Here is a 25447-nt window from a genome sequence, read left to right on the forward strand (position 1 = left end):
GATCCGCCCCGTGTCCGTCCCCCTGCGTAGACTGACCCCATGCGCATCGCACGATTCATCCATGAGGACGCACCCGCCTACGGAGTCGTCGAGGGCGACCTGCCCGAGGTCGACTCCGACGGAACGCTCGACACCTCGGGCCTGCAGATCGCGGTCCTCGACTCGGACCCCTTCTTCAGCCCCGCCCAGTCGACCGGCACCCGGCTGGCCTACGACGACGTCCGGCTGCTCGCCCCGATCATCCCGCGCTCCAAGGTCATCGGCGTGGGCCGCAACTTCGCCGACCACGCCAAGGAGCTCGGCAACGAGGTGCCGGTGTCGCCGCTGACCTTCTTCAAGCCGAACACCGCCGTGGCGGGCCCCGGCGACCCGATCCGGCTGCCGGCGATCAGCGAGCACGTGTCCTACGAGGCCGAGCTCGCCGTGGTGATCTCCCGTGTCGCCAAGCGGGTCCCGGCGGAGAAGGCCTACGACCACGTGCTCGGCTACACCGCCGGCAACGACGTCACCCTGCGTGACATCCAGAAGACGGACAAGCAGTGGTCCAGGGCCAAGGGCTTCGACACCTCCGCGCCGCTCGGTCCGTGGATCGAGACCGACATGGACCCCGAAGGCGTGCGCATCCGCTCCTGGGTCGACGGCGAGCTCAAACAGGACGGGAACACGAACGACTACATCTTCGACATCCCCACCCTCATCGAGCACCTGAGCGAGACGATCACCCTGCTGCCCGGCGACGTCATCCTCACCGGCACACCTGCCGGCGTCGGGGAGATCGTCGCCGGCAACCGCGTCGACATCGCGATCGACGGCCTCGGCCTGCTCTCCAACCCCGTCATGGACGCCTGAACCCGGCGCCCCGCCCGGCACCCGCACCCACCCGGTGCGCGCCGCCCCCACCGCACCTGTCGATCGAAAAGGAACCCCATTGAGCGTCAGAGTCCGCTTCTGCCCATCGCCCACCGGCACCCCGCACGTCGGGATGGTGCGCACCGCCCTGTTCAACTGGGCCTACGCCCGGCACACCGGCGGCACCTTCGTGTTCCGCATCGAGGACACCGACGCCGCCCGCGATTCCGAGGAGAGCTTCGGCCAGGTTCTCGAGGCGATGCGCTGGCTCGGCCTCGACTGGGACGAGGGCATCGACGTCGGCGGGCCGCACGGCCCCTACCGGCAGTCGCAGCGCGGTGACATCTACGCAGACGTCATCGAGAAGCTCACCGCCGGCGGTCACCTCTACGAGTCCTTCTCCACGAACGAGGAGGTCGAGGCGCGCCATCGGGCCGCCGGGCGCGACTCCAAGCTCGGGTACGACGGCTTCGACCGCGACCTCACCGAGGAGCAGAAGGCCGCCTTCCGTGCCGAGGGCCGCGAGCCGGTGCTCCGCGTGCGGATGCCGGACGAGGACATCACCTGGACCGACCTCGTGCGCGGGGAGATCACCTTCAAGGCCGGCACCGTGCCGGACTTCGTCGTCGTGCGCGCCAACGGGCAGCCGCTCTACACCCTCGTCAACCCCGTGGACGACGCCCTCATGGGCATCACCCACGTGCTCCGCGGCGAGGACCTCCTGTCCTCCACCCCGCGCCAGCTCGTCCTGTTCGAGGCGCTCAAGGCGATCGGCATCGCGGAGCAGACGCCTGAGTACGGCCACCTGCCCTACGTCATGGGCCAGGGCAACAAGAAGCTGTCGAAGCGCGACCCGGAGTCGAACCTCTTCCTCCACCGCGACAACGGATTCATCCGCGAGGGGCTCATCAACTACCTCGCGCTGCTCGGCTGGTCGATCGGCCCGGACCGCGACGTGTTCTCCGTCGAGGAGTTCGTCTCCGCCTTCGACATCCACGACGTCAACCCGAACCCCGCGCGCTTCGACGTCAAGAAGGCCACCGCGATCAACGCCGACCACATCCGGCTCCTCGACGAGGCCGACTTCACCGCGCGCCTCATCCCCTACCTGCAGGACGCCGGCGTGCTCTCCGGCGAGCCGGACGCACGCGAACGCGAGATCCTCGCCGCCGCGGCCCCGCTCGTCCAGACCCGCATGAATCTGCTCGGCGAGGCCCCGGACCTGCTGCGGTTCCTCTTCGTGTCCGACGCCGAGCTCGAACTCACCGAGGACGGGCTCAAAACGCTCAAGGACACCGCGCCGCAGGTGCTCGCCGCGTCCCTCGAGGTGCTCGAGCCGCTCGACGACTGGACGACCGCGGCGATCCAGGACGCGCTCACCGCGAAGCTCGTCGACGAGCTCGGGATCAAGCCCCGGCTGGCGTTCGGGCCGCTGCGCGTCGCCGTGTCCGGTCGCCGCGTGTCCCCGCCGCTGTTCGAGTCGATGGAGATCCTCGGCAAGGACTCCTCGCTCACCCGCCTGCGGGCGCTCGCCGCGCACCTCGCGCAGTGACCCAGGCGGCAGGCGGCGGCGCGCCGGACGGGCATCGGATCCGCACCGCGCGGCTGCCGGGCCTCGAGCTCGAGGAGCACACGGTCAGTGTGCCCCACGACCACGCCGGTTCCACCCCGGGCACGCTCGAGGTGTTCGCCCGGGTTGTCGGCCGGCCCGGCTCCGCCGAGCCCGGGGCGCAGAAGCCCTATCTCCTCTACCTCCAGGGCGGTCCCGGGGCCGAGGCGTTCCGTCCCACCCGCACCGACCCGGCCTGGCTGCCGCGTGCACTCGAGGACTACCGCGTCGTCCTCCTCGACCAGCGCGGCACCGGGCGCTCGACCCCGGTCGGGATCGTCGACGGGCGGGTCACCGGCGTGCCCGCGGAGCTCGCCGCGCCGCCGCAGACCGACCGCGCGGCCCAGGCGCTCGCCGACCACCTCGCCCACTACCGGGCCGATGCGATCGTCGAGGATGCGGAGATCCTGCGCCGTGCGCTCGGCGCCCCGCAGTGGAGCGTGCTCGGCCAGTCCTTCGGCGGGTTCTGCACGCTGCGCTACCTGTCCGCCCACCCGGACGGCGTCGCCGAGGCGTTCTTCACCGGCGGACTGCCCGCCGTCGGCGCCCCGGGCGCACCGCAGCCCGCACCGGCGGACGTCTATGCTCGGACCTGGGCGACCATGAGCGCGAGATCCCAGGCCTTCACCCAGCGCTACCCGCACGCCGGCGAACGACTCGCGGCACTCGCCGCCCGCGCCGCAGGCGCCGGCATCAGCCTGCCGGACGGCACGCTCGCCGGGCCTGCCCACGTGCGCTCGCTCGGGCACCTGCTCGGCGCCTCGGGCGGGGTCGAGCGGCTCCTCGCGCTCCTCGACCACGACATCGACACCGCAGCCTTCCGCGCCGACCTGCTCGCCGCGCTCCCGTTCGGCGCTCGCAATCCCCTCTACGCCGTGCTCCACGAGAGCTGCTGGGCCAGCGGCCATCGCACCGACTGGGCAGCGGCCCGGACGATGCCCGCATCAGCCGCCGCGGAGCCCACCCTGCTCTCCGGGGAGCACATCCTGCCGGAGCACTTCACCACCGGGCCGCTGCAGGCGTGGCAGTCCACCGCGCACGCACTCGCCGCCCGGGACTGGCCGGAGCTGTGGGACCCGGCCGCACTCGCCCGCACCTCGGTCCCGGCGGCGGCCGCCGTCTACTTCGACGACGCCTACGTGCCGCGCGAGCTCTCGCTCGCCACCGCAGAGCTCGTGCCCGGGCTGCGCACCTGGGTGACGAACGAGTACGAGCACAACGGGCTGCGCGCCTCGGGCCCGGCGGTGCTCGACCGGCTCATCCGGATGGTCCGCGACGAGGTGTGAGACGCCGTGCGCGGTGGGGATGAGATTGTCACGCCGAGCACATGCGCCGTTCAGTCCCGCGTCGTACGGTGGGAGCAGAACCACTGCACGCGGCGGAGGCTCCGCCGCGGACACCGATCGGGGAGCTCCCGGAGTCGGGAGTCTCCCCAATGAAGGGGAGAATGGAATGAGCACCGGATACCGCGTGGAGAATCCCGCCACCGGCGATGTCGTCGAGACCTTCGACACCGCCACCGACGCCCAGCTCGAGGACGTGCTGAGCACCGCAGACGCCGCACAGCGGGAATGGGCGCAGCGCCCGATCGCCGAGCGCGCCCAGATCGTCAGCAAGGTCGCCGCACTGTTCGACGAGCGCAAGGACGAGCTCGGCCGGATCATCGGCGAGGAGATGGGCAAGCGCCTCACCGAGGGCGTCGAGGAGGCCGAGTACTGCAACGAGATCTTCCAGTACTTCGCCGACAACGGGGAGAAGTTCTCCCAGGAGACCACCCTCGACGTCGACCGCGCCTCCGCGGTGCTCGAGCGGCTGCCCGTGGGCGTCCTGCTCGGTATCATGCCGTGGAACTTCCCGTACTACCAGGTGGCGCGCTTCGCCGCACCGAACCTCATGCTCGGCAACGCCATCCTCCTCAAGCACGCGGAGATCTGCCCGCGGTCGGCGGCTGCGATCCAGCAGATCATGGACGACGCCGGGGTGCCTGCCGGTGTGTACACGAACATCTACGCCAGCCACGACCAGATCGCCGCGCTCATCGGCGACCGGAGGGTGGCCGGAGTGTCGCTCACCGGGTCCGAGCGGGCAGGCGCGGTCGTCGGTGCGCTCGCGGGCCAGCACCTCAAGAAGGCCGTGCTCGAGCTCGGCGGCTCCGACCCGTACATCGTGCTCGACACCGACGACGTCAAGGCCGCCGCGGAGACCGCGTGGGGTCTGCGGATGTACAACACCGGTCAGGCCTGCGACTCCAACAAGCGGCTGATCGTCATGGACGACATCTACGACGAGTTCGTCGCCGAGCTCGAGAAGCTCGCGCAGGCCGCGAGCCCGGGCGATTTCACCGCCGAGGACGCCACGGTCTACCAGCCGCTGTCGTCCCGCGGGGCCGCTGAGCGCCTCGCCGAGCAGCTGTCCCGGGCCAAGGACTCCGGCGCGCAGATCCGCGTGGGCGGCGAGCTGTCGGACTCCGGCGCCTACGTCTCCCCGGCCGTCGTCACCGACATCCCGCGCGGCTCGGACGTGTACTACGAGGAGTTGTTCGGCCCCGTCGCCACGGTCTACAAGGTGACGAGCGACGAGGAGGCGCTCGAGCTCGCGAACGACTCGCAGTTCGGGCTCGGCGGCACCGTGTTCAGCCGTGATCCCGAGCGGGCCAAGAAGGTCGGCGCCGGCCTCGAGGTCGGTATGGCCAAGGTCAACACGACCGCGGCCGAGGGCGCCAACGTGCCCTTCGGCGGGGTCAAGCGCTCCGGGTTCGGCCGTGAGCTCGGGCCCGTGGGCATGGACGAGTTCGTCAACAAGCGCCTCTACTGGGTCGGCGAGGAGTGAGTCGACCGAGCTGAGGAGCTGCGCACGGCGCGGTCGGGGGCGCCCCGGCCGCGCCGTCGGCGTCCACGGGCGCGGTCATCCACCTCCCGTGCCGCTCAGCGGGCCGCGACCGTCACAGGGCTCGGATCATCCCGCCGTCGACGGGGATGACGCTGCCGGTGACATAGGCGGCGGCGGGGGAGAGGAGGAACGCGGCGACCCGGCCGAACTCCTCGGGCGTGCCCAGGCGGCGCAGCGGGATGTGGTCTGTGGGCACCTCGGCGCTGCCCACCCGCGGGGTGCGGATGATTCCGGGGGCCACGCCGACCACCCGGATGTCGCGCGGTCCGAGCTCGTCGGACAGCGTCTTGACCATCATGCCCAGGCCCGGGCGCAGGCCGTTGGAGATCGCGATGTCGGGCACCGGGGTCCACACCGATGACGACAGCACCATGCCGATCGCGGACCCGGGCCCGAGGTGCTCCCCGGCATACCGGGCCAGGCGCAGTGTGCCGAGCAGCACCGAATCGAGAGCAGCGCGCCAGTCGTCCTCCGTGGTCTCGAAGAAGCGGCCCTTCTTCGGGCCGCCGACGGAGATCATGAGTCCGTGCACGGGGGAGCCGGGGAAGGCCTCGGCCGCGGTGCGGAAGAGGGTCGCGGGGGCCTCGGGCGAGGCGTTGTCGAGTGCGATTCCGTGACTTCCGTCACCGAGTTCGGCGACCGCGGCGTCGACCTTCTCCTGGCTGCGGGAGGACACGAGGACGTGCGCACCCTCGGAAATCAAGGCCTGGGCGGTCGCCAGGCCCAGTCCGGAGGTGCCGCCGGTGACGATGTACGCGGAGTTCGCGAGTGAGAGATCCATGCTCTCAGTTTTGCACGGGGGTGCCGAGGTGTGTAGAGTAATCTCTCGTTGCCGATGAGATCGCAAGGCGGTCGAATCGCAGTGGGATATGGTGTAATTGGCAGCACGAGTGATTCTGGTTCACTTAGTCTAGGTTCGAGTCCTGGTATCCCAGCGCTCCGAACTCGGAGTATCAGGCCCCCGTCGTCTAGTGGCCTAGGACGCCGCCCTCTCAAGGCGGAAACGGCAGTTCGAACCTGCTCGGGGGTACACACGGAAGGCCCGGAGGATCATGAGATCCTCCGGGCCTTCGTCATCCCCGAAACATCAGAATGCGAAGGTTCCTGAGAGCCGATCCGCGATTCTTCGCAAGGTCAGCGGGCCCCAGCGGTGGAGCAGATGCGTTCCGGAGCCCCATTCCTGTCCGGCGGGTGTGTCCGGCGAGACGAGCGCGCCCCTCCGCCGGATCCCTCACCTGCGATGCGCGAGCTTCGTCGTGTTCTGCGCGGTCCGGATCGTCGCGGCGAAGAACTCGATGATGATCCTCGACAGGAGGATCTGCACGACCATGGGGATCCAGCCGAGGAAGATCGTGATGAGGACCGGCGCCGGATTGAACGAGCTGCCCCCGGACCAGATGTCGTAGCCCATTGCGAAGCCCATCATGATCGAGGCGATGATCGCCGACACCCAGGTGAGGACCGCGATCACCATTGCGATGACGTAGATCACCGAGGCGAACCGGATGGTGATGAAATGCTCGAACTTGAGGTCGAACAGCGCGCGGAGGAAGCCCGGATCCGAGGTGCCGTCGGACGTGTGCGCCGCAGTGTCGGCATGCGGTGCTCCGCCGGGGTCCCCGTACGGAGCGGCGCCGTTCTGCCCGGAGCCGAGCGACGCGGAGCCGGTGGGCACCGGGCCGGTGTGGAATGCAGGGTCCGAGGGCGCAGGCGGGTAGTACCCGGGGCCGGAGCCCGTCGGCGGCTGATCGTGCGGAGGCGGAGGCGGGTAGGTCATGCCGGGGTCCTTCGTGATGGAGGTCTTCTCCCAACGGAGCTGACTTCCACAGTACGACGTCGACCCGTGCGCCGACAGACCCGGAGCCGCCGGTGAGACTGCAGTATCCGGCGGATCCGCTCTCAGGAACCTTCGGAAATTGCTCTTTCGTCAGGCGCGGTTGAGGGCGTCGGTGAGGGCCTTCGCGGCCTCGAGCACCGCCTGCGCATGGAGCCGGCCGGGCTGGCGGGTGAGGCGATCGACGGGACCGGAGATCGACACCGCGGCGACGACGAGGTTGCTCGGCCCGCGCACGGGTGCGGACACCGAGGCCACGCCCCGCTCGCGCTCGGCGATGCTCTGCGCCCAGCCGCGGCGGCGCACGCCGGACAGGATCGTCGCGGAGAACCGCGCCCCGCGCAGCCCGGTGTGGAGGCGGTCCGGCTCCTCCCATGCGAGGAGCACCTGGGCGGCGGACCCGGCGCGCATGCTCAGCGTCGCCCCGATCGGCACCGAATCGCGCAGACCGACCGGACGCTCGGCAGCGGCGACGCACAGGCGCAGGTCGCCCTGGCGGCGGAACAGCTGAGCGCTCTCCCCGGTGCGGTCGCGGAGTTGGTTGAGCACCGGTCCGGCGGCGGCGAGCAGGCGGTCCTCGCCGGCGGCCGACGACAGCTCCGACAGCCGGGGTCCGAGGGTGAACCGGCCCTGCATGTCACGGCCGACGAAGCGATGGAACTCGAGGGCCACCGCGAGGCGGTGGGCGGTCGGTCGGGCGAGCCCGGTGAGGGTGACGAGCTCGGCCAAGGAGGCCGGTCCCGCCTCGAGCGCGGAGAGGACGAGCGCGGTCTTGTCGATGACACCCACGCCGCTGCCGTTCTGTGTGGTCATGCGCAGTATTCTGCCGTCTCATAGATCGAGATGCAAGTCCGCCATGCAGAACGCGCGTCTAGGATCCATAGGACTCATTCGAAGGAGGCAGTCATGGGCAGGACTCTGGCCGAGAAGGTCTGGGGCGACCACGTGGTCAAGGCCGGCGCGGATGGCGCACCCGATCTCATCTACATCGATCTGCACCTCGTCCACGAGGTCACGAGCCCGCAGGCCTTCGAGGGCCTCCGGCTGGCCGGGCGCCCGGTGCGGCGTCCCGACCTCACGATCGCCACCGAGGACCACAACACCCCGACGGTCGACATCGACAAGCCGATCGCCGACCTCACCTCCCGCACCCAGATCGAGACCCTGCGGAAGAACGCGGAGGAGTTCGGCATCCGGCTCCACTCGCTCGGCGACGCCGAGCAGGGCATCGTCCACGTCGTGGGACCGCAGCTGGGCCTGACCCAGCCGGGCATGACCGTGGTGTGCGGCGACTCCCACACCTCCACCCACGGCGCGTTCGGTGCGATCGCGATGGGCATCGGCACCTCCGAGGTCGAGCACGTGCTCGCCACCCAGACGCTCAGCCTCAAGCCCTTCAGGACGATGTCGATCACCGTGAACGGGGAGCTCCCGCAAGGGTCGACCTCGAAGGACATCATCCTCGCGATCATCGCGAAGATCGGCACCGGCGGCGGCCAGGGCTACGTGCTCGAGTACCGCGGCGAGGCCATCGAGAAGCTCTCGATGGAGGCCCGCATGACGATCTGCAACATGTCGATCGAGGCGGGTGCCCGCGCCGGCCTGATCGCCCCCGACCAGACGACCTTCGACTACCTCCGGGGCCGCCCCCACGCGCCGCAGGGCGCGGACTGGGACGCCGCCGTCGAGTACTGGAAGACGCTGCGCACCGACGACGACGCGCAGTTCGACGCCGAGGTGGTCCTCGAGGCCGCCGACATCGAGCCCTACGTCACCTGGGGCACCAATCCCGGCCAGGGCCTGCCGCTGAGCGGGTCGGTGCCGGACCCGGAGTCGATCGGCGACGAGAACGAGAAGTCGGCGGCGCAGAACGCGCTCGCCTACATGGGGCTCACCCCCGGGACCCCGCTGCGGGACATCGCGGTCGACACCGTGTTCCTCGGCTCGTGCACGAACAGCCGCATCGAAGACCTCCGCGGCGCGGCCGAGGTGATCCGCGGACGAACGAAGAACCCCGAGGTCCGCATGATGGTGGTCCCCGGCTCCGCTCGGGTGCGCCTCCAGGCCGAGGCGGAGGGCCTCGACCAGGTCTTCAAGGACTTCGGCGCCGAGTGGCGGTTCGCCGGCTGCTCGATGTGCCTGGGCATGAACCCCGACCAGCTGTCGGAGGGGGAGCGCTGCGCCTCGACCTCGAACCGCAACTTCGAGGGCCGCCAGGGCAAGGGCGGACGCACGCACCTCGTCAGCCCGCTCGTCGCCGCCGCGACCGCCGTGCGCGGCACCCTGTCCTCGCCCGCCGACCTCGACTGAAGCGCCACGTACCGAAAGGGGCCACCCATGGAGAAATTCACCTCCCACACCGGCGTCGGCGTGCCGTTGCGCCGCTCGAACGTCGACACCGACCAGATCATCCCCGCCGTCTACCTCAAGCGCGTCACCCGCACCGGCTTCGAGGACGCCCTGTTCGCCCGCTGGCGCAAGCAGGACGACTTCGTCCTCAACCACGAGCCCTACCGCAACGGCTCGGTGCTCGTCGCGGGCGCGGACTTCGGCACCGGCTCCTCGCGCGAGCACGCGGTCTGGGCGCTCAAGGACTACGGCTTCGCCGCGGTCCTGTCCTCCCGCTTCGCCGACATCTTCCGCGGCAACTCCGGCAAGGGCGGACTCGTCGCCGCCCAGCTCGAGCAGGAGGACATCGAGCTCATCTGGAAGATCCTCGAGAACCAGCCCGGCGCCGAGGTGACCGTCGACCTCGAGGCCCGCACGGTCACCTGCGACACCCTCACCGTGCCGTTCCAGATCGACGACTACACCCGCTGGCGGCTCCTCGAGGGGCTCGACGACATCGGTCTGACCCTCCAGCACGAGGCCGACATCACCGCCTTCGAGGCCGAGCGCCCCGCCTTCAAGCCCGCCACGCTCCCGGCCCGCACCTGAGCCGTGCGGCCCCGCGCGTCGGCTAGCATGCTTAGGGTCACTGCAGCACGCGCGAGGAGGAACATGCTCGAGGTCCACGGAGGCACGCCGCTGGCGGGTCGCGTCCGCGTCCGCGGGGCGAAGAACCTCGTCTCCAAGGCGATGGTCGCCTCGCTGCTCGGCGACACTCCCTCGGTGCTCCGCGGCGTCCCGCGGATCCGCGATGTCGAGGTCGTCACCGGGCTGCTGGACGTCCACGGGGTGAGCGTGAGCGCCGGCCCGGACTCCGGCCTCCCCGACGGCGAGCTCACCTTCGACCCGGCCGGGGCATCCCAGGGCTCGATCGTCGACATCGACGCCCACGCCGGCGCCTCGCGCATCCCGATCCTGTTCTGCGGCCCGCTGCTCCACCGCCTCGGACAGGCCTTCATCCCCGACCTCGGCGGCTGCCGGATCGGCGACCGGCCGATCGACTTCCACCTCGACGTGCTCCGGCAGTTCGGCGCCACCGTCGACAAGACCCCGGGCGGCATCCGCCTCACCGCCGCCCAGCGGCTCCGCGGCACCAAGGTCGAGCTGCCGTACCCGTCCGTCGGCGCGACCGAGCAGGTGCTCCTCACCGCGGTGCGCGCCGAGGGCATCACCGAGCTCAAGAACGCCGCGATCGAACCCGAGATCATGGACCTCGTCGCGGTCCTGCAGAAGATGGGCGCGATCATCTCGGTCGACACCGACCGGGTGGTCCGGATCGAGGGCGTCGAGTCGATGACCGGCTATACCCACCGCGCCCTGCCCGACCGCATCGAGGCGGCGTCCTGGGCATCGGCGGCCCTCGCCACCGGCGGCGACATCGTCGTCGAGGGTGCGCACCAGCAGGACATGATCACCTTCCTCAACGTGTTCCGCAAGATCGGCGGCGCCTTCGAGGTGCTCGAGGACGGCATCCGATTCAGCCACCCCGGCGGACCGCTCAACTCGATCGTCCTCGAGACCGACGTCCACCCCGGCTTCATGACCGACTGGCAGCAGCCGCTCGTCGTCGCCCTCACCCAGGCCACCGGGCTCTCGATCATCCACGAGACCGTGTACGAGAACCGGTTCGGATTCACCGATGCGCTCGGCCGGATGGGCGCGACGATCCAGCTCTACCGCGAGTGCCTGGGCGGCACCCCGTGCCGGTTCGGCCGCCGCAACTTCCGCCACTCCGCCGTGATCTCCGGGCCCACCCCGCTGCGCGGCGCGGACATCGAGGTGCCCGACCTGCGCGGCGGGTTCTCCCACCTCATCGCCGCCCTCGCCGCCGAGGGCACCTCACGGGTGCGCGGCATCGAGCTCATCAACCGCGGCTACGAGGACTTCCTCGACAAGCTCGACGGACTGGGGGCCCGGGTGAGCGCCGGATGAGCGCCCCGGAGAGGACCGACCCTGCGACCCCGGAGCCCCGCGTGCCCAAGACCGCCAAGAAGTTCCACGCCCCGAAGTACCACGTCGAGTTCGACGACCCGGCGCTGCGGAGCCAGTACCGGTCCGCTCCCTTCATCGCCGGCCCCGTGGGCCTCCTCTACCCGCTGTTCGGGCGGATCGAGGTCCTCGGCCTCGACCGGATCCCCGAGGGTCCGGCGATCATCGTGCCCTACCACGCGAGCTACCTCGACCCGATCGCGATCGGGCTGACCCTGTGGCGCAACGGCTACCTGCCGCACTACCTCGCGAAGTCCGGGCTGTTCACCGGCATCGTGGGGGCGGTGCTCAAGCGGATCGGACAGATCCCGGTGCTCCGCGGCTCCGCCCGGGCCGGCGACTCCCTCCAGTACGCGCGCGCCGCGCTCGAGGCCGGGGAGAAGGTCGTCATCTACCCGCAGGGCACCCTGACCAAGGACCCCGAGCTGTGGCCGGAGCCCTCGAAGACCGGGGCGGCCCGGCTCGCCCTGCAGACCCGCGCCCCGGTGATCCCGCTCGCGCACTGGGGCCTGCAGAAGCCGATGCCGGTGGGTTCGAAGATCCCGAAGCCGAGCCCCGGCTCGGTGTGCACGGTGCTGTTCGGCGATCCGATCGCCTATGAGGATCTCGCCTACGACCACGACGGCATCCGCGCGCTCACCGACCGCATCACCTCCCACATCGCCGCCGGCGTGGCCCGGCTGCGCGGGGAGGAGCTGCCCGAGCGGTTCCGCGCCGCGCTCACCGAGGACCCGGAGGCCGGCCGATGAGCCGCATCGCCGTGCTCGGCGCCGGATCCTGGGGCACGACCTTCGCCGGCGTGATCGCCGACGCCGGGAACGACGTCACCCTGTGGGCGCGCCGGCCCGAGGTCGCCGAGGAGATCACCGCCCACCACACCAACCGCGCCTACCTGGGCGAGCTCGTGCTCAACGAGCGGATCACCGCGACCGCGGACCCGGCGGCAGCGCTCACCGGCGCCGAGGTCGTCGTGCTCGCGGTGCCCGCCCAGTCCCTGCGGGAGAACCTCGCCGCCTGGACCCCGCTGCTCGCACCCGATGCGATCCTCGTCAGCCTGATGAAGGGCATCGAGGTCGACACCGGGAAGCGGATGAGCGAGGTCATCGCCGATGTCTCCGGGATGCCGGGGGAGCGGATCGCGATCGTGTCCGGTCCCAACCTCGCCAAGGAGATCGCCGCCCGGCAGCCCACCGCCACCGTCGTCGCCTCGCACAGCGCGCAGACCGCGGAGCGGATCGCCGCGCTCACCGCGAACCCCTACTTCCGGCCCTACACGAACACCGACGTCACCGGCGTCGAGCTCGGCGGGGCGATCAAGAACGTCATCGCGCTCGCCGTGGGGATGTGCGACGGGCAGGGGCTCGGCGACAACTCCAAGGCCTCGGTGATCACCCGCGGTCTCGCAGAGACCTCGCGGCTGGCCCTCGACATGGGTGCCGAGCTCCACACCCTGTCCGGCCTCGCCGGGCTCGGCGACCTCGTCGCGACCTGCGCCTCGCCGCTGTCGCGCAACCGCTCGTTCGGCCGGCTGCTCGGGGAGGGTCTCACCCTCGAGGAGGCCGCTGCCCGCACCCGGCAGACCGCCGAGGGCGTGAAGTCCGCCGCCGCAGTGCTCGAGCTCGGCCGCTCCCGCGGCGTCGAGCTGCCGATCACCCAGGCCGTCGTCGCGGTGCTCGGCGGGCGCCTGCGTGTTGACGAACTCGCCGGATTGCTATTGGCTCGGAAGAGGAAGACCGAAGGACCGACGCACTAGCCGACCGATACCCGAGGAGTCGCCATGACCGAATTCCACAACTCGCCGTTCGCCAACCTCAACGAGGTCCCGCGCTTCGAGCTCACCAGCGAGGACATCACCGAAGGCGGCGAGCTCGCCGCGGCGCAGCGCTCCGGGATCATGGGCGTGCCCGGCGGCGAGGACGTCTCCCCGCAGCTGTCCTGGTCCGGGTTCCCTGCGGAGACCAAGGCCTTCGCGGTGACCTGCTACGACCCCGAGGCGCCCACCGGCTCCGGCTTCTGGCACTGGGTCGTCGCCGACCTCCCCGCCGACGTCACCGCGCTCCCGACGAACGTCGGCGACCCCGACGCCGGGCTCCTGCCCGAGGCCGCGGTCACCATGCGCAACGACGCCGGGGAGCCCCGCTTCGTCGGCGCCGCCCCGCCGGAGGGCCACGGCCCGCACCGCTACTTCTTCATCGTCCACGCGCTGTCCGAGCCGCTCGGCCTCGACGACTCGGCGTCCCCGGCCTTCGTCGGCTTCAACCTGTTCTTCAAGTCCATCGGGCGCGCCTGGATCGAAACCACTTTCGAGGCGAAGTAATCTGGGGGGATGACTCCCGCAGACACCCGTCCGCTCGTCGCCGTGCTGTTCGGCGGCCGTTCGCCGGAGCACTCCGTCAGCTGCGTCACGGCTGCCGGGGTGCTCGCGGCGATCGACCCCGCGCAGTACCGGGCGCTGGCGATCGGCATCACCCAGGACGGCACGTGGAGGCTCGTCGAGGACTGGCAGGACATGCACTTCGACGCCGCGGCGATGCCGGAGGTCGCCGACGACGGCACCGCGGTGATCCCGCCGATCGCCGCCACCGGGGCCCCGCTGCTCCACCGGGACGCCGGTGGTGCGATCACCGAGCTCGGCGCGGTCGATGTCTACTTCCCCATGCTCCACGGCCCGTTCGGCGAGGACGGCACGATCCAGGGCTTCCTCGAGCTCTCCGGCACCCCCTACGTGGGTTCGGGCGTCTACGCCTCCGCAGCGAGCATGGACAAGCACTTCATGAAGATCGTGCTCCGCGCCGCCGGCCTCGAGGTGTGCCCGTGGGAGCGGGTGACCGACCGTGAATGGCAGGCCGACCCCGCCGCCGTGACGGAGCGCGTCACCGGCCTCGGCTTCCCCGTCTTCGTCAAGCCCGCGCGCGCCGGCTCGAGCGTCGGCGTGTCCAAGGTCGCCGACGCCCCAGGACTCGCCGCGGCGTTCGTCGAGGCCTTCGCCCACGACCACAAGGTCATCGTCGAGCCCATGGTCACCGGCCGGGAGATCGAGTGCGGGGTGCTCGGCTCGATCCACCGCGAGCCCGCCCGGGCGAGCGAGCTCGGGGAGATCACCGTCGTCGGCGATCACGAGTTCTACGACTTCGAGGCGAAGTACCTCGACGGCGATGCCGTCGTCCTCAGCTGCCCCGCGGACCTCGACAGCGAGGTCGCCGACCGGGTGCGAGCCGCCTCGGTCCGGGCCTTCGAAGCCTTCGACTGCACCGGACTGGCCCGCGTCGACACCTTCGTCACCCCCGCCGGCGAGGTCGTCATCAACGAGATCAACACCCTGCCCGGCATGACGCCGAGCTCGATGTTCCCCCGCATGTGGGAGGCGAGCGGCGTCGACTACCCGAGCGTCGTCGCCGAGCTCATCCGCACCGCGCTCGAGGACGTCCCCGCCGCGGCTCCCGGCATCTCCGCCTGAGCAGCAGCCGCCCGGTCGGGCGGACAGCGCTCAGCTCTCGGGCGCCTCGGGCACCTGCTCGGCGTCCTGGGCGCCCACGCACTCACCGGTCTGCTCGAGCACGGTGACCGCGGGTGACACCGTGGACAGCACCGTCGCCCCGGACACCCGGGTCGGGTCGAGGATCACCTCGACGGCGGGCGTGCGCCCGTAGGTGACGAACGTCCACGACTCCTCGGACTCCTCGGTGGAGATCCAGTCCACTCCGTCGACGGTGACGCAGCGGTCCGTCGTGGGCGCCGGCGGCTCCATCCCGCAGCGCGCGATCGCGAGCGCCGGATCCCCCCAGGCCTCGGTGCCCTGCGCCGAGGTGTCGCGGTCCGGGGTCCCGTCGATCTCATCGGGCATCCGCAGCATGACCTCCGCACAGGCCGGGTCGTGCGCCTGCGGGGCCGGCTCGAGGACGAGGGCCGGGGTGCAGGCCGCGAGCACGGGTGCGAGGACGAGGAGCGGGAGGAGGCGACGGAGCATGCCTCCCAGGGTAGTCCGCTTGGCATACTGGGGGACTATGACCCCTTCTGCCGACTCCGTGAACTCCCTTGCGAGCCCCACCCTCGAAGCGCTCGGGGAGGACGGGGTGCTCGCCCGGATCCTCACGCGGCTGCCTGCCCCGGACCCCGCCCGGGTGCCGGTGGGGCCCGGCGACGACGCCGCGGTGTCCCGGATCGAGGGCCGGCTGGTCACCACCGCGGACATGCTCGTCGAGGGGGAGGACTTCCTGCCCGCCTGGTGCGATCCGGTGCGCCTGGGCGTCAAGGCCGCCGCCCAGAATCTCGCCGACGTCCACGCGATGGGCGCCGCCCCGCACGGGCTCGTCATCTCCCTCGGCGCTCCCGGCACCACCCCGGTGGACGTGCTCACTGGGATCATGGACGGGTTCGCGGCCGAGGCGCGGCGCGCCGGGGCGAGCGTGCTCGGCGGCGACCTGTCCGGCGGCCCCTGCCTCATCGTGTCCGTCACCGCGCTCGGCACGCTGACCGGGCCCGCGGTGCTCCGCTCCGGAGCCCGGCCCGGTGATGCGGTCGTGCTCGCCGGCACCCTCGGCCGGGCGGCCGCCGGCCTCGACCTCCTCCTCGCCGGGTGCGCCCCCGAGGGCGCCCCGGCGGACCTCGCCGCTCTCATCGAGGTGCAGCGTGCCCCGCGCCCGGACTACGCCGCGGCCGCAGCGATCGCCGGGTCCGCGCACGCCCTCATCGACGCCTCCGACGGACTCGCCGGCGATCTCGGCCGGGTCGCCCGCGCCTCGGGGGTGGCCGCCGCGCTCGACCGCGACGCTCTCACCGCGCTCGCCGCGCCCCTGGTCCCGGCGGCCCGCGCGCTCGGGGATCCCGACCCCGCGGCCCGCTCCCTCCACTGGGTGCTCACCGGGGGAGAGGACCACGGGTTCATCGCCACCGTGGATCCGGGGCGCATTCCGGTAGGCTGGACGCGCATCGGCACGTGCCGGGCGGGCGATTCCGGCGTCTCCCTCGACGGGGAGCCGGTCGCCGACACCGCATTCAGGCATTTCACGGGGGACAGGTGAGCACGGAGGAGGACCCGGTCCGACTCAACGGTCGGCTGGCCGCCCGCTGGGCCCGCCGCACCGTCGAGCGGCTGCGCCGCGAGCGCAACGACATCAACGCGCTCAACGTGTTCCCCGTCCCCGACGGCGACACCGGGTCGAACCTCTACCACACCGTGCGCAGCGCCTACCGCGCGGTGGAGAGCCTGTCCGGCTCCGTCACCCTCCCCGAGGTCATCGGCGCGATGGCCACCGGCGCGCTGCGCGGGGCGCGGGGCAACTCCGGCCTCATCCTGTCCGTCGCGCTGCGCGGCGTCGCCGACGCCCTCGAAGGCGTCACCGTGCTCGACGCGCCCGCCTTCGCCGCGGCCCTCGAGCTCGCTGCCCTCCGCGCCCGGGAGGCCGTCGCCGACCCCGTCGACGGCACCATGCTCACCGTGCTCGAGGCGATGGCCGCCGAAGCCCGCACGCGTGCCGAGGCCGGGGACACCCTCATCGCACAGATCGAGGCGGTCCGCGCCCGCTCCCGCGCCGCCCTGCGGGAGACCACCGGGCAGCTCGATGTGCTGTTCGAGGCGAACATCGTCGACGCCGGGTCCACCGGCATCGTCGAGCTGTTCGACCTCCTCTACCTCACCGTCACCGGGCGCGCCCCGACCTCCGAGCGCGGAATCGCCCACGACGCATCCGCAGGCGTCGCCCTCCCGGTCCTCACCGGCGGCGGCCACGGCGACGGCGAGGACGCCCTCGAGCTCGTGTTCCACCTCGCGGAGGAGAAGGACCGCACGCGCCCGGTCAAGCGGCTGCTCGCCAAGGCGCGCGGCACCTCCGTCGTCGTGTCGTGGCCGATGGTCCACGTCCACGTCCCCGACGAGGAGCACGCGCTCGCGGTGCTCACCGCCTGCGACGCCTACGGGGTGTCGGACCTGCGCGTCGAGGACCTGTCGGTGACCGGGGGGAGCGACACCCGGACCACGGTGATCGCTTTCGCCGGCGGAGTCGGGCTGCTGTTCGCCTGCGGGCTGCAGGACGCGCTGGTCCTCGACTCCGACCACCCCGCCGTCCACGAGCGCCTCGCCGAGCTCATCGCCGACGCCTCCTCCCCGGTCGTCGTCGTGCCCGACAGCGCCGCCGCGCTCAAGCGCGTGCAGGCCGCCCACGGCGCGGCCGAGGACGTGAGCATCGTGCGCTCCCGCTCGGTCGCCGCGGTGCTCTCCGCGCTCGCCGTCCACGATGCGGCCGAGGACCCGCGCGTCATCCACGCCGACATGTCCGAGGCCGCCGCGGCCACCCGGGTGGGGGCGGTGGTGCAGGCCCGCACCGGTTCCGCCGGCCCCCTGATGTTCGAGACCGGCGACCTCCTCACCGTCATCGACGGCCGGATCCGTGCTGTCGAGACCGACCCCGTCGAGGCCGTCGTCGCGCTCGCCGAACGACTGCTCGGCGCGGGCGGGGAGCTCCTCACCGTCGTCACCGGCGCCCGGCTGCCGGACACGGTGGGTGCTGCGCTGTCCGCGCACCTCGCGCACGCCCATCCGGAGATCTCCGTCGAGACCGTCCACAGCCTGCACCCGCGCGGCTACGCGGTGCTCGGCGTCGAATAGGACCGGGCGGACGGGAGGCACCCCATGAGCACCGACACCCCGCTGGCGAAGCTGATCTCCCGCAAGCGCGACCTCACCGACCTCGCGACCGTCGGCATCACCACCCTCGAGGACGCGCTGCGCCACTTCCCCCGCACCTACGTGGTGCCCGGGGAGGTCACTCCGCTCGATGCGCTCGTGCCCGACACCGTCGCCGTGGTGAGCGCCCGCGTGGTGCGCGTGACCGCCAAGCAGCTCGCGAACCGGAAGTCGCTCACCACCGTCGTGCTCTCCGACGGCCTGTCCGACGTCGAAGCGCCGTTCTTCAACCAGCCGTGGATCGCGAACACGCTCACCACCGGCCGGCACGTGGCGCTCACCGGCAAGGTCACCCTGTACCGCGGGACCGTGCAGATCGCCTCGCCGCGCTGGCTCAACCCGACCGGCACGGAATCGCTCGACGACGAGGACCTGTCCGTGCCGATCCCCGTCTACCGGGCGACGAGCACGATCGCGACGACCCGCATCCAGCGGCTCATCCGCGTCCTCCTCGACACCGCCCCGCCCGAGGCCTTCGCCGACCCGATCGCCGACGAGATCCGCGCCGTCAACGGCCTGCCCGACTACCGCACCGCGCTCGAATGGATGCACCGGCCCGTCGACGAGCACCAGCCGCAGCGCGCCCGACGGCGCTGGAAGTTCGAGGAGGCCTATGCGCTGCAGGCCGAGCTGCTGTCCCGCAAGGCGCTCGCCGCCGACGACCGGGCCATCGCCCTGCCCGGTGCCGATGCCGGCGACGGGGACGTGGACGGGGCACCGCGCTCCGCCGGGCTGCTCGGCACCTTCGACGCGGGCTTGCCCTTCGCCCTCACCGGCTCCCAGCACGCGGTCGGCGACGCGATCGCGACCGACCTCGCCGGGGAGGAGCCGATGAACCGCCTGCTCCACGGCGACGTGGGCTCCGGCAAGACGCTCGTCGCCCTGCGCGCCATGCTCCAGGCCGTCGACTCCGGCGCCCAGGCCGCCCTCCTCGCCCCGACCGAGGTGCTCGCCGCCCAGCACCACCGCTCGCTCCTGCGCTACCTCGGCGGCCTCGCCGAACCCGACGGCCTGTTCGACCCGAGCGGAGCGGCGGGGGACCTCACCACGGTGTGGGCCGGGGCCGGCGGACCGGGCGCGCGCCGGGTGCGCGTCGGGCTGCTCACCGGATCGCTGTCGACCGCCGAGCGCAAGCGGCTCCTCCTCGACCTCGTGTCCGGGAGGATCGACATCCTCGTCGGCACCCATGCCCTGCTGTCGGACACGACGATGTTCTCCCGCCTCGGCCTCGTCGTCGTCGACGAGCAGCACCGGTTCGGTGTGCGGCAGCGGGAGAGCCTGCGGGCCAAGGGCGGCGACCGGATCCCGCACACCCTCGTCATGACCGCGACCCCGATCCCGCGCACCGTCGCGATGACGGTGTTCGGCGACCTCGACGTGTCCGTGCTCTCCGACATGCCCGGCGGGACCCGGGAGATCACCAGCCACGCGGTGTCGCTCGACGCCCACCCCCGCTGGCTCGGCCGGATCCTCGAGATCGTGGGGGAGAGCGGCGCGCGCGGCGAGCAGACCTTCATCGTCGCCTCCCGGATCGAGACCCAGCCGCCGGAGATCGACGCCGAGGGCGAACCCGTGCCCGAGGTGCTCGGCGTCGACGACCTCGTCGCCCGCGTGCAGGATCACCCGGCCGTCGCCGGCCTGCGGGTCGCGAGCCTCCACGGGCGGATGGACGCGGCCCACAAGGACACGGTGATGCGGCGGTTCGCCGCCGGGGAGATCGACGTCCTCGTCGCGACCACCGTCATCGAGGTCGGCATCGACGTGCCCAACGCCCGCACCATGGTCGTCTACGACGCCGATCGGTTCGGCGTCGCCCAGCTCCACCAGCTGCGCGGGCGGGTGGGCCGCGACGGCTCGGCCGCCACCTGCTTCCTCGTCACCCGCCGCGCCGCCGGATCCGAGGCGATGGAGCGGCTCGAGACGGTCGCTGCGACACTCGACGGCTTCGCGCTCGCCGAGTACGACGTCGAGCAGCGCCGCGAGGGCGACGTGCTCGGCCGCGCCCAATCCGGCCGCGGCAGCTCCCTGCGCCACCTGTCGGTGATCCGCGACGTCGAGATCATCGAGCAGGCGCGCGAGGCCGCCCGGCAGATCGTCGCCGCCGACCCGGGCCTGACCGGGCAGCCGGCCCTGCGGGCGGCCATCGACCGGATCCTCGGGGCGGCGGACGAGGACTGGATCGAGGCCGGCTGATGCGGATCATCGCAGGCACCCACCGCGGCCGGCCGCTGAGCGCGCCGCCCGGCGACGGCACCCGGCCGACCTCCGACCGGGTGCGCGAATCGCTGTTCTCCTCCCTCGCCGCGCTGGGCGTGCTCGACGGAGCGCGGGTGCTCGACGTGTTCGCCGGCTCCGGGGCGCTCGGCCTCGAGGCGCTGAGCCGGGGGGCTGCGCGCGCGGTGTTCGTCGAGAAGGCGGCTTCGGTGGCCCGGGTCATCACCGGCAACATCCGCTCCCTCGGGTTCGACGACCGGGCCGAGGTGCTCACCCGGCAGGCGACGACGGCGCTGCGGGAGCGCCCGGCCCGCTCGGCCGATCTCGTGTTCGCCGACCCGCCCTATCCGCTGGGCGAGTCGGACGTCGCCGAGGTGCTCGCGCTCCTCGTGCCCGTCCTCGTCGGGGCGGACTCCCTCGTCGTGCTCGAGCGCTCCTCGCGCTCCCCGGCCCCCGCGCTGCCCGCCGATCTCGAGGTGTACCGCGAGAGGACGATGGGGGAGACCCGACTGTGGCTCCTCCAGCTCACCGAGGACGCCGCCCGGGAGGCCGCAGCGGGTGAGCATTAGGATGGCCGCATGAAGGTAGTCCTGCCCGGGTCCTACGATCCCGTCACCGTCGGCCACATCGACATCGCCGCGCGCGCCTCGGCCCTGTTCGACGAGGTCGTCGTCGCCGTCGTGCACAACCCCTCGAAGACGGGCAACTTCCCGCTGGCCCAGCGCATCGCGCTCATCACCGCCGGGCTCGAGGAGGACGCGCGCACCGCGGCGGCGGAGAACATCGTCATCGACGACGTGCCCGGCGGCCTGCTCGTCGACTACTGCCGGGACATCGGGGCCCGCGCGGTGATCAAGGGCCTGCGCTCGGGCACCGACTTCGCCTACGAACTGCCGATGGCGCTGATGAACCGCCACCTCACCGAGCTCGAGACGATCTTCGTCCCCGGTGACCCGCGCTTCGAGCACGTGTCCTCCTCCCTCATCCGTGAGGTCCATGCACTCGGCGGCGACGTCTCCGGCCTCGTGCCCGCCGCTGTCCTGGAGGCGATGGACGCGAAGCGCGGATGACCGCGAGCGCCGAACGCGCGCACTCCGGGCGGCGCGGACCCGGCTGGTTCACCGCGCTCATCGTCTACACCCTCATCGTCCACGCCGCCTACAACGGGCTGCGCGTGCTCATCTCCTACCGCACCCTCGAGCTCGGCGGTGGGGCGGGGGTGCTCGGCCTCGTCACCGCCACCTACTCGCTCGCCCCGCTGCTCGCCGCGATCCCGATCGGTCGCTGGGTGGACCGCGGCTACGCGATGCCGGTGATGTGGATCGGCACCGTGCTCACGATCCTCCCGGCCGCCGGCGCCGCCTGGTCCCCGGGGGTGGCGGTGCTGCTCGCGGCGAACATGGCGCTCGGCATGGGGCAGGTGCTCACCACCGTGTCCGGGCAGGCACTCATCCCGCAGTCCTTCGCGCAGTCCGACCTCAACCGTCGCTTCGGCACGCTCACCGTCGGGGTCTCCGCCGGGCAGGCGGTCGGCGTGCCGGTGGCCGGCCTCATCGCCGGCACCGGCGGGGCCGACGCCCACGTGCAGCCGGCGATGTGGGCGATGGCCGGGATCGCCGCGCTCGCGGTGCCGGCGATGGTCGGCATCACCCGCCGCCCGGCGGTGCGCCACGTACCCAGGGCGGAGGCGCGCTCGAGCGTCCGCTCGCCGCTCGCCATCCTCGGCACCCGGGGGATGAAGCCGGCGATCTTCGCCTCGATGGCCACGCTCGCCGCCGTCGACATCATGACCGCCTACCTGCCGCTCATCGGCCAGCGCTACGGCCTCGGGGTGCAGGCGGTGGCCGCGCTCCTCACCCTGCGCACGCTCGCCTCGATCGTGTCCCGGCTCTCCATCGGACGGCTCACCCGGCTCGTCCCCTTCACCCGCCTGCTCGCGCTCGCCAGCCTGACCGGCGGGATCGCGCTCCTCCTCATCCCGGTGCAGCCGCGGTTCTGGGTGCTCGCGATCCTCATGGTCGCCGCCGGGTTCGCCTTCGGGCTCACGCAGCCGATGACGATGACCTGGGTGTCGACGCTCGCCGACCCCGCGAACCGGGCCGCGGTGCTCTCGATCCGGCTCGCCGGCAACCGGCTGAGCCAGGTCGTCATCCCCGCCGCGGCGGCCGGCGTCGCGGCGTTCGGACCGACCGGGGCGGTGTTCCTGCTGTCCGGTGCGCTCCTTCTCACCGCCGCCGGATCGACCGCGCTGCGCGGCGATCCGCCGACTGGAAGTTCACCTCGGGAGCGTCTAGACTAGTGTCTCGCGTGTCATCCGCGGGGTCCGATCCCGGCGTGTGCGGCATCGACGATGGAGGTGAGACATGAGGAACCGATCCGAACTCGTGCTCGACCTCCGCAAGCTGGGTCTCATCGACAGACCCGGGGAATGGTCGAGGCTGGACACCACGGTACCGGCTCCCGAGGACCTGCGGATCGAGATGATCGGTGTGCCCGAGGGCTCGCCGATCGAGCTCGCACTGCAGCTCGAGAGCGTCGTCGAGGGGATCTACGTCTCCGGCAGCGTCCGCGCTGCGGCTCAGGGGCAGGATGCCCGGACGCTCGAGGATCTGGAGTTGCCGCTCGATGTGGCGATCACAGAGCTCTTCGTCTACGAGCGCGAGCCCGGGGACGAGGATTCGTACACGGTCGATCGTGACCGGCTCGACCTCGAACCGGCGATTCGGGACGCCGTCGTGATGGCCCTGCCGTTCCGCCCCGTCAAGGACGAGGACGAGGACGAGGACGGCGAGGACTTCCGGTACACGCTGGGCGAGGATCTGCCCGAGAGCGTGCCGGAGACGGACCCCCGCTGGTCGGCACTGAAGAACTTGTTGGACGAGAAGAAAGAGAGCTAGACGTGGCTGTTCCGAAGCGCAAGATGTCGCGCAGCAACACCCGCCACCGTCGTTCGCAGTGGAAGGCCCAGGTTCCGACCCTGGTCAAGACTGTGGAGAACGGTCGCGTTGTGTACTCGCGCCCCCACCAGGCCAAGGTCGTCGAGGACTCCGCCGGCACCCCGCTGTTCCTTGAGTACAAGGGACGCAAGGTCGCCGACATCTGATCACGCCCACCGGCTGATCAGTACGCGATCCGTGGAGTCCCACCCGGACCTGCACCATCTCAACGAGCGTCTCGGAGTCGATATCGACCCCGGGACGCTTCGTCTTGCCCTCACGCATCGGAGCTTCGCGTTCGAGAACGGGGGCATCCCGACGAACGAGCGGCTCGAGTTCCTCGGCGACGCGGTGCTCCAGCTCGTCGCCACCGAATCGCTCTTCCTCGACAACCCCGACCTGCCGGAGGGCCGCCTGGCGAAGATGCGCTCGGCCGTGGTCAACACCCGCGCCCTCGCCGCGATCGGCCGCGGGCTGGGGATCGGGGAGTTCATCTTCCTCGGCAAGGGGGAGGAGCTCACCGGCGGCCGCGACAAGGACTCGATCCTCGCCGACACCGTCGAATCGCTCATCGGGGCGACGTACATCGGCTGTGGGCCCGAGGACGCCTTCGCGCTCGTCCACCGGCTCGTCGACGACATGCTCTGCGACGCAGTGCAGCTCGGCGCCGGCATGGACTACAAGACGACGCTCCAGGAGGCCGCCGCGGACCTCGCGCTCGGGCCGGTGAGCTACGCGCTCGACTCCCGCGGGCCCGACCACGCGCGCGTCTTCACCGCCACCGTGCTGCTCGGCGACACCGAGTGGGGCAGCGGCGAGGGCACCTCGAAGAAGAACGCGGAGGCGCGCGCCGCCGAGGCCGCCGTGCGCACCATCGCGGTGCAGCACCCCGACTACCGCCGCTGATGCGCTCGCCAGCCCCTGCCGCCCGGTCGCCCCGTGCCTGAGCTGCCCGAGGTCGAGAGCGTCGCGAGCGGCCTGCGGACCTGGGCCGCCGGCCGTCGGGTCACCGGGGTGCGGGTCCTCGATCCGCGGATCCTCGGCACCACCTCGAACCGGACCATCGCCGCCGGTGCGGTCGAGGAGTTCACGGAGCTCCTCACCGGGCGGGAGATCGCCGCGGTGGAGCGCCGGGGCAAGTTCCTCTGGCTGCCGTTGGCGCCCGAGCGGGGTCCGTGGCGCCCGGGCCGGGCCGTCGACCCGAGCGGCCCGCCGCTCGCGCTCTCCGTGCACCTCGGGATGAGCGGTCAGTTCCGCGTCCACACGCCGGCCGACCCGCTCCACCGCCACACCCGGGCGGTCCTCGACCTCGCCGGTCCGGGCCCGGCAGAAGCCGACCCCGCAGCTCCTCCCACCGAGCTCCGGTTCCTCGACCAGCGGATCTTCGGACATCTCGGCGTCGAGCCCCTCGTTCCCGACCCGCACCGGCCCGGTGCGCAGCCGGACGGCAGCGCGGGACTCATGCCCGGTTCGGCCGCGCACATCGCGCCCGACCCGCTCGAGCCCGGCTTCGACCTCGAGGCCGTCGCCCGCCGGATCCAGCGGAAGCGGACCGCCCTCAAGGTCGCGCTCCTCGACCAGACGACGGTGAGCGGGATCGGCAACATCTACGCCGACGAGGCGCTGTTCGCCGCCGGCGTCCACCCGCTCGCCCCGGCGGGCTCCACCCGGATCTCGCGTATCCGTGCCGTGCTCGCCGCGGCGGATGCGGTGATGCGGTCCTCGCTCGAGCAGGGCGGTACGAGCTTCGACGCGCTCTACGTCCACGTCAACGGCGAATCCGGTTCTGGACAATATACATTGAACGTCTATGGGCGTTCTGGGCTGCCGTGCAAGCGCTGCGAGACCCCCATCGTGCGGAAGAAATTCACGAACCGCTCGAGCCACTTTTGCCCGTCCTGCCAGCGGAAACGCTGATCGGATGCTCCCTCTGAGCCTGGCGGCTAGCTGGCTCCTCGGCAACGGGGCATAGTCTCGACTCGTCACACATGAATGCACAGTGGGAAGAAACTCTCTTCTTACGTTCAGCCACGCACATACAGCGAGTCGAATCGAGT

General features: G+C 71.7%; 25 protein-coding genes and 2 tRNA genes. 23 read left to right on the top strand and 4 right to left on the bottom strand.

Features of this window, described 5'->3' with window-relative positions; translation table 11 throughout:
* Window positions 1–39 precede the first annotated feature (39 nt).
* From AB0I45_RS03760 to AB0I45_RS03775, 4 genes are all read left to right on the top strand, one after another.
* Window positions 40–849: a fumarylacetoacetate hydrolase family protein gene (locus AB0I45_RS03760; RefSeq protein WP_137320181.1), complete on the top strand. Its 810-nt coding sequence runs from the start codon at window positions 40–42 to the stop codon at window positions 847–849.
* A gap of 79 nt (window positions 850–928) precedes the next feature.
* Complete coding sequence (gene gltX / locus AB0I45_RS03765; RefSeq protein ID WP_137320180.1) at window positions 929–2401, top strand: glutamate--tRNA ligase; 1473 nt, start codon at window positions 929–931, stop codon at window positions 2399–2401.
* Entirely contained in the window at window positions 2398–3744 is a 1347-nt protein-coding gene (locus AB0I45_RS03770) for an alpha/beta fold hydrolase (RefSeq protein ID WP_247423871.1), read from the top strand. Before gltX ends, AB0I45_RS03770 begins: the two co-directional genes overlap by 4 nt.
* 166 nt (window positions 3745–3910) lie before the next feature.
* Window positions 3911–5287, top strand: a complete 1377-nt coding sequence (locus AB0I45_RS03775) for an NAD-dependent succinate-semialdehyde dehydrogenase (RefSeq protein WP_360316845.1) — start codon at window positions 3911–3913, stop codon at window positions 5285–5287.
* Window positions 5288–5399: 112 nt separating this feature from the next.
* On the opposite strand, the gene AB0I45_RS03780 is transcribed toward AB0I45_RS03775, so the two are convergent.
* The gene (locus AB0I45_RS03780) at window positions 5400–6128 is read right to left on the bottom strand and encodes an SDR family oxidoreductase (protein ID WP_345032757.1); all 729 of its coding nucleotides are present in this window, start codon (window positions 6126–6128) and stop codon (window positions 5400–5402) included.
* A gap of 82 nt (window positions 6129–6210) precedes the next feature.
* On the opposite strand from AB0I45_RS03780, the gene AB0I45_RS03785 reads away from it, so the two are divergent.
* Window positions 6211–6282 (top strand) — tRNA-Gln (locus AB0I45_RS03785).
* A 22-nt stretch (window positions 6283–6304) separates the two neighbouring features.
* Window positions 6305–6377 (top strand) — tRNA-Glu (locus tag AB0I45_RS03790).
* A 201-nt stretch (window positions 6378–6578) separates the two neighbouring features.
* Here the strand turns inward: AB0I45_RS03790 and AB0I45_RS03795 are convergent.
* Together AB0I45_RS03795 and AB0I45_RS03800 are read right to left on the bottom strand one after the other, a co-directional pair.
* Window positions 6579–7124, bottom strand: a complete 546-nt coding sequence (locus AB0I45_RS03795; RefSeq protein ID WP_345032755.1) for a DUF4282 domain-containing protein — start codon at window positions 7122–7124, stop codon at window positions 6579–6581.
* A 150-nt stretch (window positions 7125–7274) separates the two neighbouring features.
* On the bottom strand, window positions 7275–7994 hold the full coding sequence (locus AB0I45_RS03800; protein ID WP_137320177.1) for an IclR family transcriptional regulator: 720 nt from the start codon (window positions 7992–7994) through the stop codon (window positions 7275–7277).
* A 93-nt stretch (window positions 7995–8087) separates the two neighbouring features.
* Here AB0I45_RS03800 and leuC point away from each other — a divergent pair, with 93 nt between their 5' ends.
* The 7 genes from leuC to AB0I45_RS03835 all read left to right on the top strand — a co-directional run bounded on the left by leuC (window position 8088) and on the right by AB0I45_RS03835 (window position 15015).
* Complete coding sequence (leuC, locus tag AB0I45_RS03805) at window positions 8088–9491, top strand: 3-isopropylmalate dehydratase large subunit (RefSeq protein ID WP_360316850.1); 1404 nt, start codon at window positions 8088–8090, stop codon at window positions 9489–9491.
* A gap of 27 nt (window positions 9492–9518) precedes the next feature.
* Complete coding sequence (leuD, locus tag AB0I45_RS03810) at window positions 9519–10118, top strand: 3-isopropylmalate dehydratase small subunit (protein ID WP_137320175.1); 600 nt, start codon at window positions 9519–9521, stop codon at window positions 10116–10118.
* A 63-nt stretch (window positions 10119–10181) separates the two neighbouring features.
* Window positions 10182–11501, top strand: coding sequence for a UDP-N-acetylglucosamine 1-carboxyvinyltransferase (gene murA, locus AB0I45_RS03815; protein WP_137320174.1), 1320 nt, complete (start codon window positions 10182–10184; stop codon window positions 11499–11501).
* Entirely contained in the window at window positions 11498–12307 is an 810-nt protein-coding gene (locus tag AB0I45_RS03820) for a lysophospholipid acyltransferase family protein (RefSeq protein ID WP_137320173.1), read from the top strand. The genes murA and AB0I45_RS03820 overlap by 4 nt, the downstream gene beginning before the upstream one ends.
* Window positions 12304–13311, top strand: a complete 1008-nt coding sequence (locus AB0I45_RS03825; RefSeq protein ID WP_137320172.1) for an NAD(P)H-dependent glycerol-3-phosphate dehydrogenase — start codon at window positions 12304–12306, stop codon at window positions 13309–13311. Before AB0I45_RS03820 ends, AB0I45_RS03825 begins: the two co-directional genes overlap by 4 nt.
* A 24-nt stretch (window positions 13312–13335) precedes the next feature.
* Window positions 13336–13875: a YbhB/YbcL family Raf kinase inhibitor-like protein gene (locus tag AB0I45_RS03830; protein ID WP_360316856.1), complete on the top strand. Its 540-nt coding sequence runs from the start codon at window positions 13336–13338 to the stop codon at window positions 13873–13875.
* A 9-nt stretch (window positions 13876–13884) separates the two neighbouring features.
* A complete protein-coding gene (locus AB0I45_RS03835; protein WP_295689393.1) occupies window positions 13885–15015 on the top strand; it encodes a D-alanine--D-alanine ligase family protein in 1131 nt (376 codons plus the stop codon).
* Window positions 15016–15045: 30 nt separating this feature from the next.
* On the opposite strand, the gene AB0I45_RS03840 is transcribed toward AB0I45_RS03835, so the two are convergent.
* Window positions 15046–15525, bottom strand: coding sequence for a DUF3515 family protein (locus AB0I45_RS03840; protein WP_137320169.1), 480 nt, complete (start codon window positions 15523–15525; stop codon window positions 15046–15048).
* Window positions 15526–15562: 37 nt separating this feature from the next.
* Between AB0I45_RS03840 and thiL the strand changes: the two genes are divergently transcribed.
* From thiL to mutM, 10 genes are all read left to right on the top strand, one after another.
* Window positions 15563–16579 (top strand): thiamine-phosphate kinase, encoded by a 1017-nt coding sequence (gene thiL, locus AB0I45_RS03845; protein WP_360316861.1) that lies wholly within the window; start codon window positions 15563–15565, stop codon window positions 16577–16579.
* Complete coding sequence (locus AB0I45_RS03850) at window positions 16576–18162, top strand: DAK2 domain-containing protein (protein WP_360316864.1); 1587 nt, start codon at window positions 16576–16578, stop codon at window positions 18160–18162. Before thiL ends, AB0I45_RS03850 begins: the two co-directional genes overlap by 4 nt.
* A gap of 24 nt (window positions 18163–18186) precedes the next feature.
* The gene (locus AB0I45_RS03855; protein WP_360316867.1) at window positions 18187–20433 is read left to right on the top strand and encodes an ATP-dependent DNA helicase RecG; all 2247 of its coding nucleotides are present in this window, start codon (window positions 18187–18189) and stop codon (window positions 20431–20433) included.
* The gene (gene rsmD / locus AB0I45_RS03860) at window positions 20433–21023 is read left to right on the top strand and encodes a 16S rRNA (guanine(966)-N(2))-methyltransferase RsmD (RefSeq protein ID WP_295689385.1); all 591 of its coding nucleotides are present in this window, start codon (window positions 20433–20435) and stop codon (window positions 21021–21023) included. The genes AB0I45_RS03855 and rsmD overlap by 1 nt, the downstream gene beginning before the upstream one ends.
* A gap of 9 nt (window positions 21024–21032) precedes the next feature.
* A complete protein-coding gene (coaD, locus tag AB0I45_RS03865; RefSeq protein ID WP_137320164.1) occupies window positions 21033–21524 on the top strand; it encodes a pantetheine-phosphate adenylyltransferase in 492 nt (163 codons plus the stop codon).
* Window positions 21521–22753, top strand: coding sequence for an MFS transporter (locus AB0I45_RS03870; protein ID WP_360316872.1), 1233 nt, complete (start codon window positions 21521–21523; stop codon window positions 22751–22753). The genes coaD and AB0I45_RS03870 overlap by 4 nt, the downstream gene beginning before the upstream one ends.
* 64 nt (window positions 22754–22817) lie before the next feature.
* A complete protein-coding gene (locus AB0I45_RS03875; RefSeq protein WP_360316875.1) occupies window positions 22818–23351 on the top strand; it encodes a YceD family protein in 534 nt (177 codons plus the stop codon).
* A 2-nt stretch (window positions 23352–23353) separates the two neighbouring features.
* Window positions 23354–23557 (top strand): 50S ribosomal protein L32, encoded by a 204-nt coding sequence (gene rpmF / locus AB0I45_RS03880; protein WP_101651830.1) that lies wholly within the window; start codon window positions 23354–23356, stop codon window positions 23555–23557.
* Between the two features lie 31 nt (window positions 23558–23588).
* The gene (gene rnc, locus AB0I45_RS03885; protein ID WP_345032732.1) at window positions 23589–24296 is read left to right on the top strand and encodes a ribonuclease III; all 708 of its coding nucleotides are present in this window, start codon (window positions 23589–23591) and stop codon (window positions 24294–24296) included.
* A 33-nt stretch (window positions 24297–24329) separates the two neighbouring features.
* Window positions 24330–25307, top strand: coding sequence for a bifunctional DNA-formamidopyrimidine glycosylase/DNA-(apurinic or apyrimidinic site) lyase (mutM, locus tag AB0I45_RS03890; RefSeq protein ID WP_360316880.1), 978 nt, complete (start codon window positions 24330–24332; stop codon window positions 25305–25307).
* Window positions 25308–25447 lie beyond the last annotated feature (140 nt).

The sequence above is a fragment of the Brevibacterium sp. NPDC049920 genome, from assembly GCF_040656435.1.
Lineage (GTDB): Bacteria > Actinomycetota > Actinomycetes > Actinomycetales > Brevibacteriaceae > Brevibacterium > Brevibacterium pityocampae.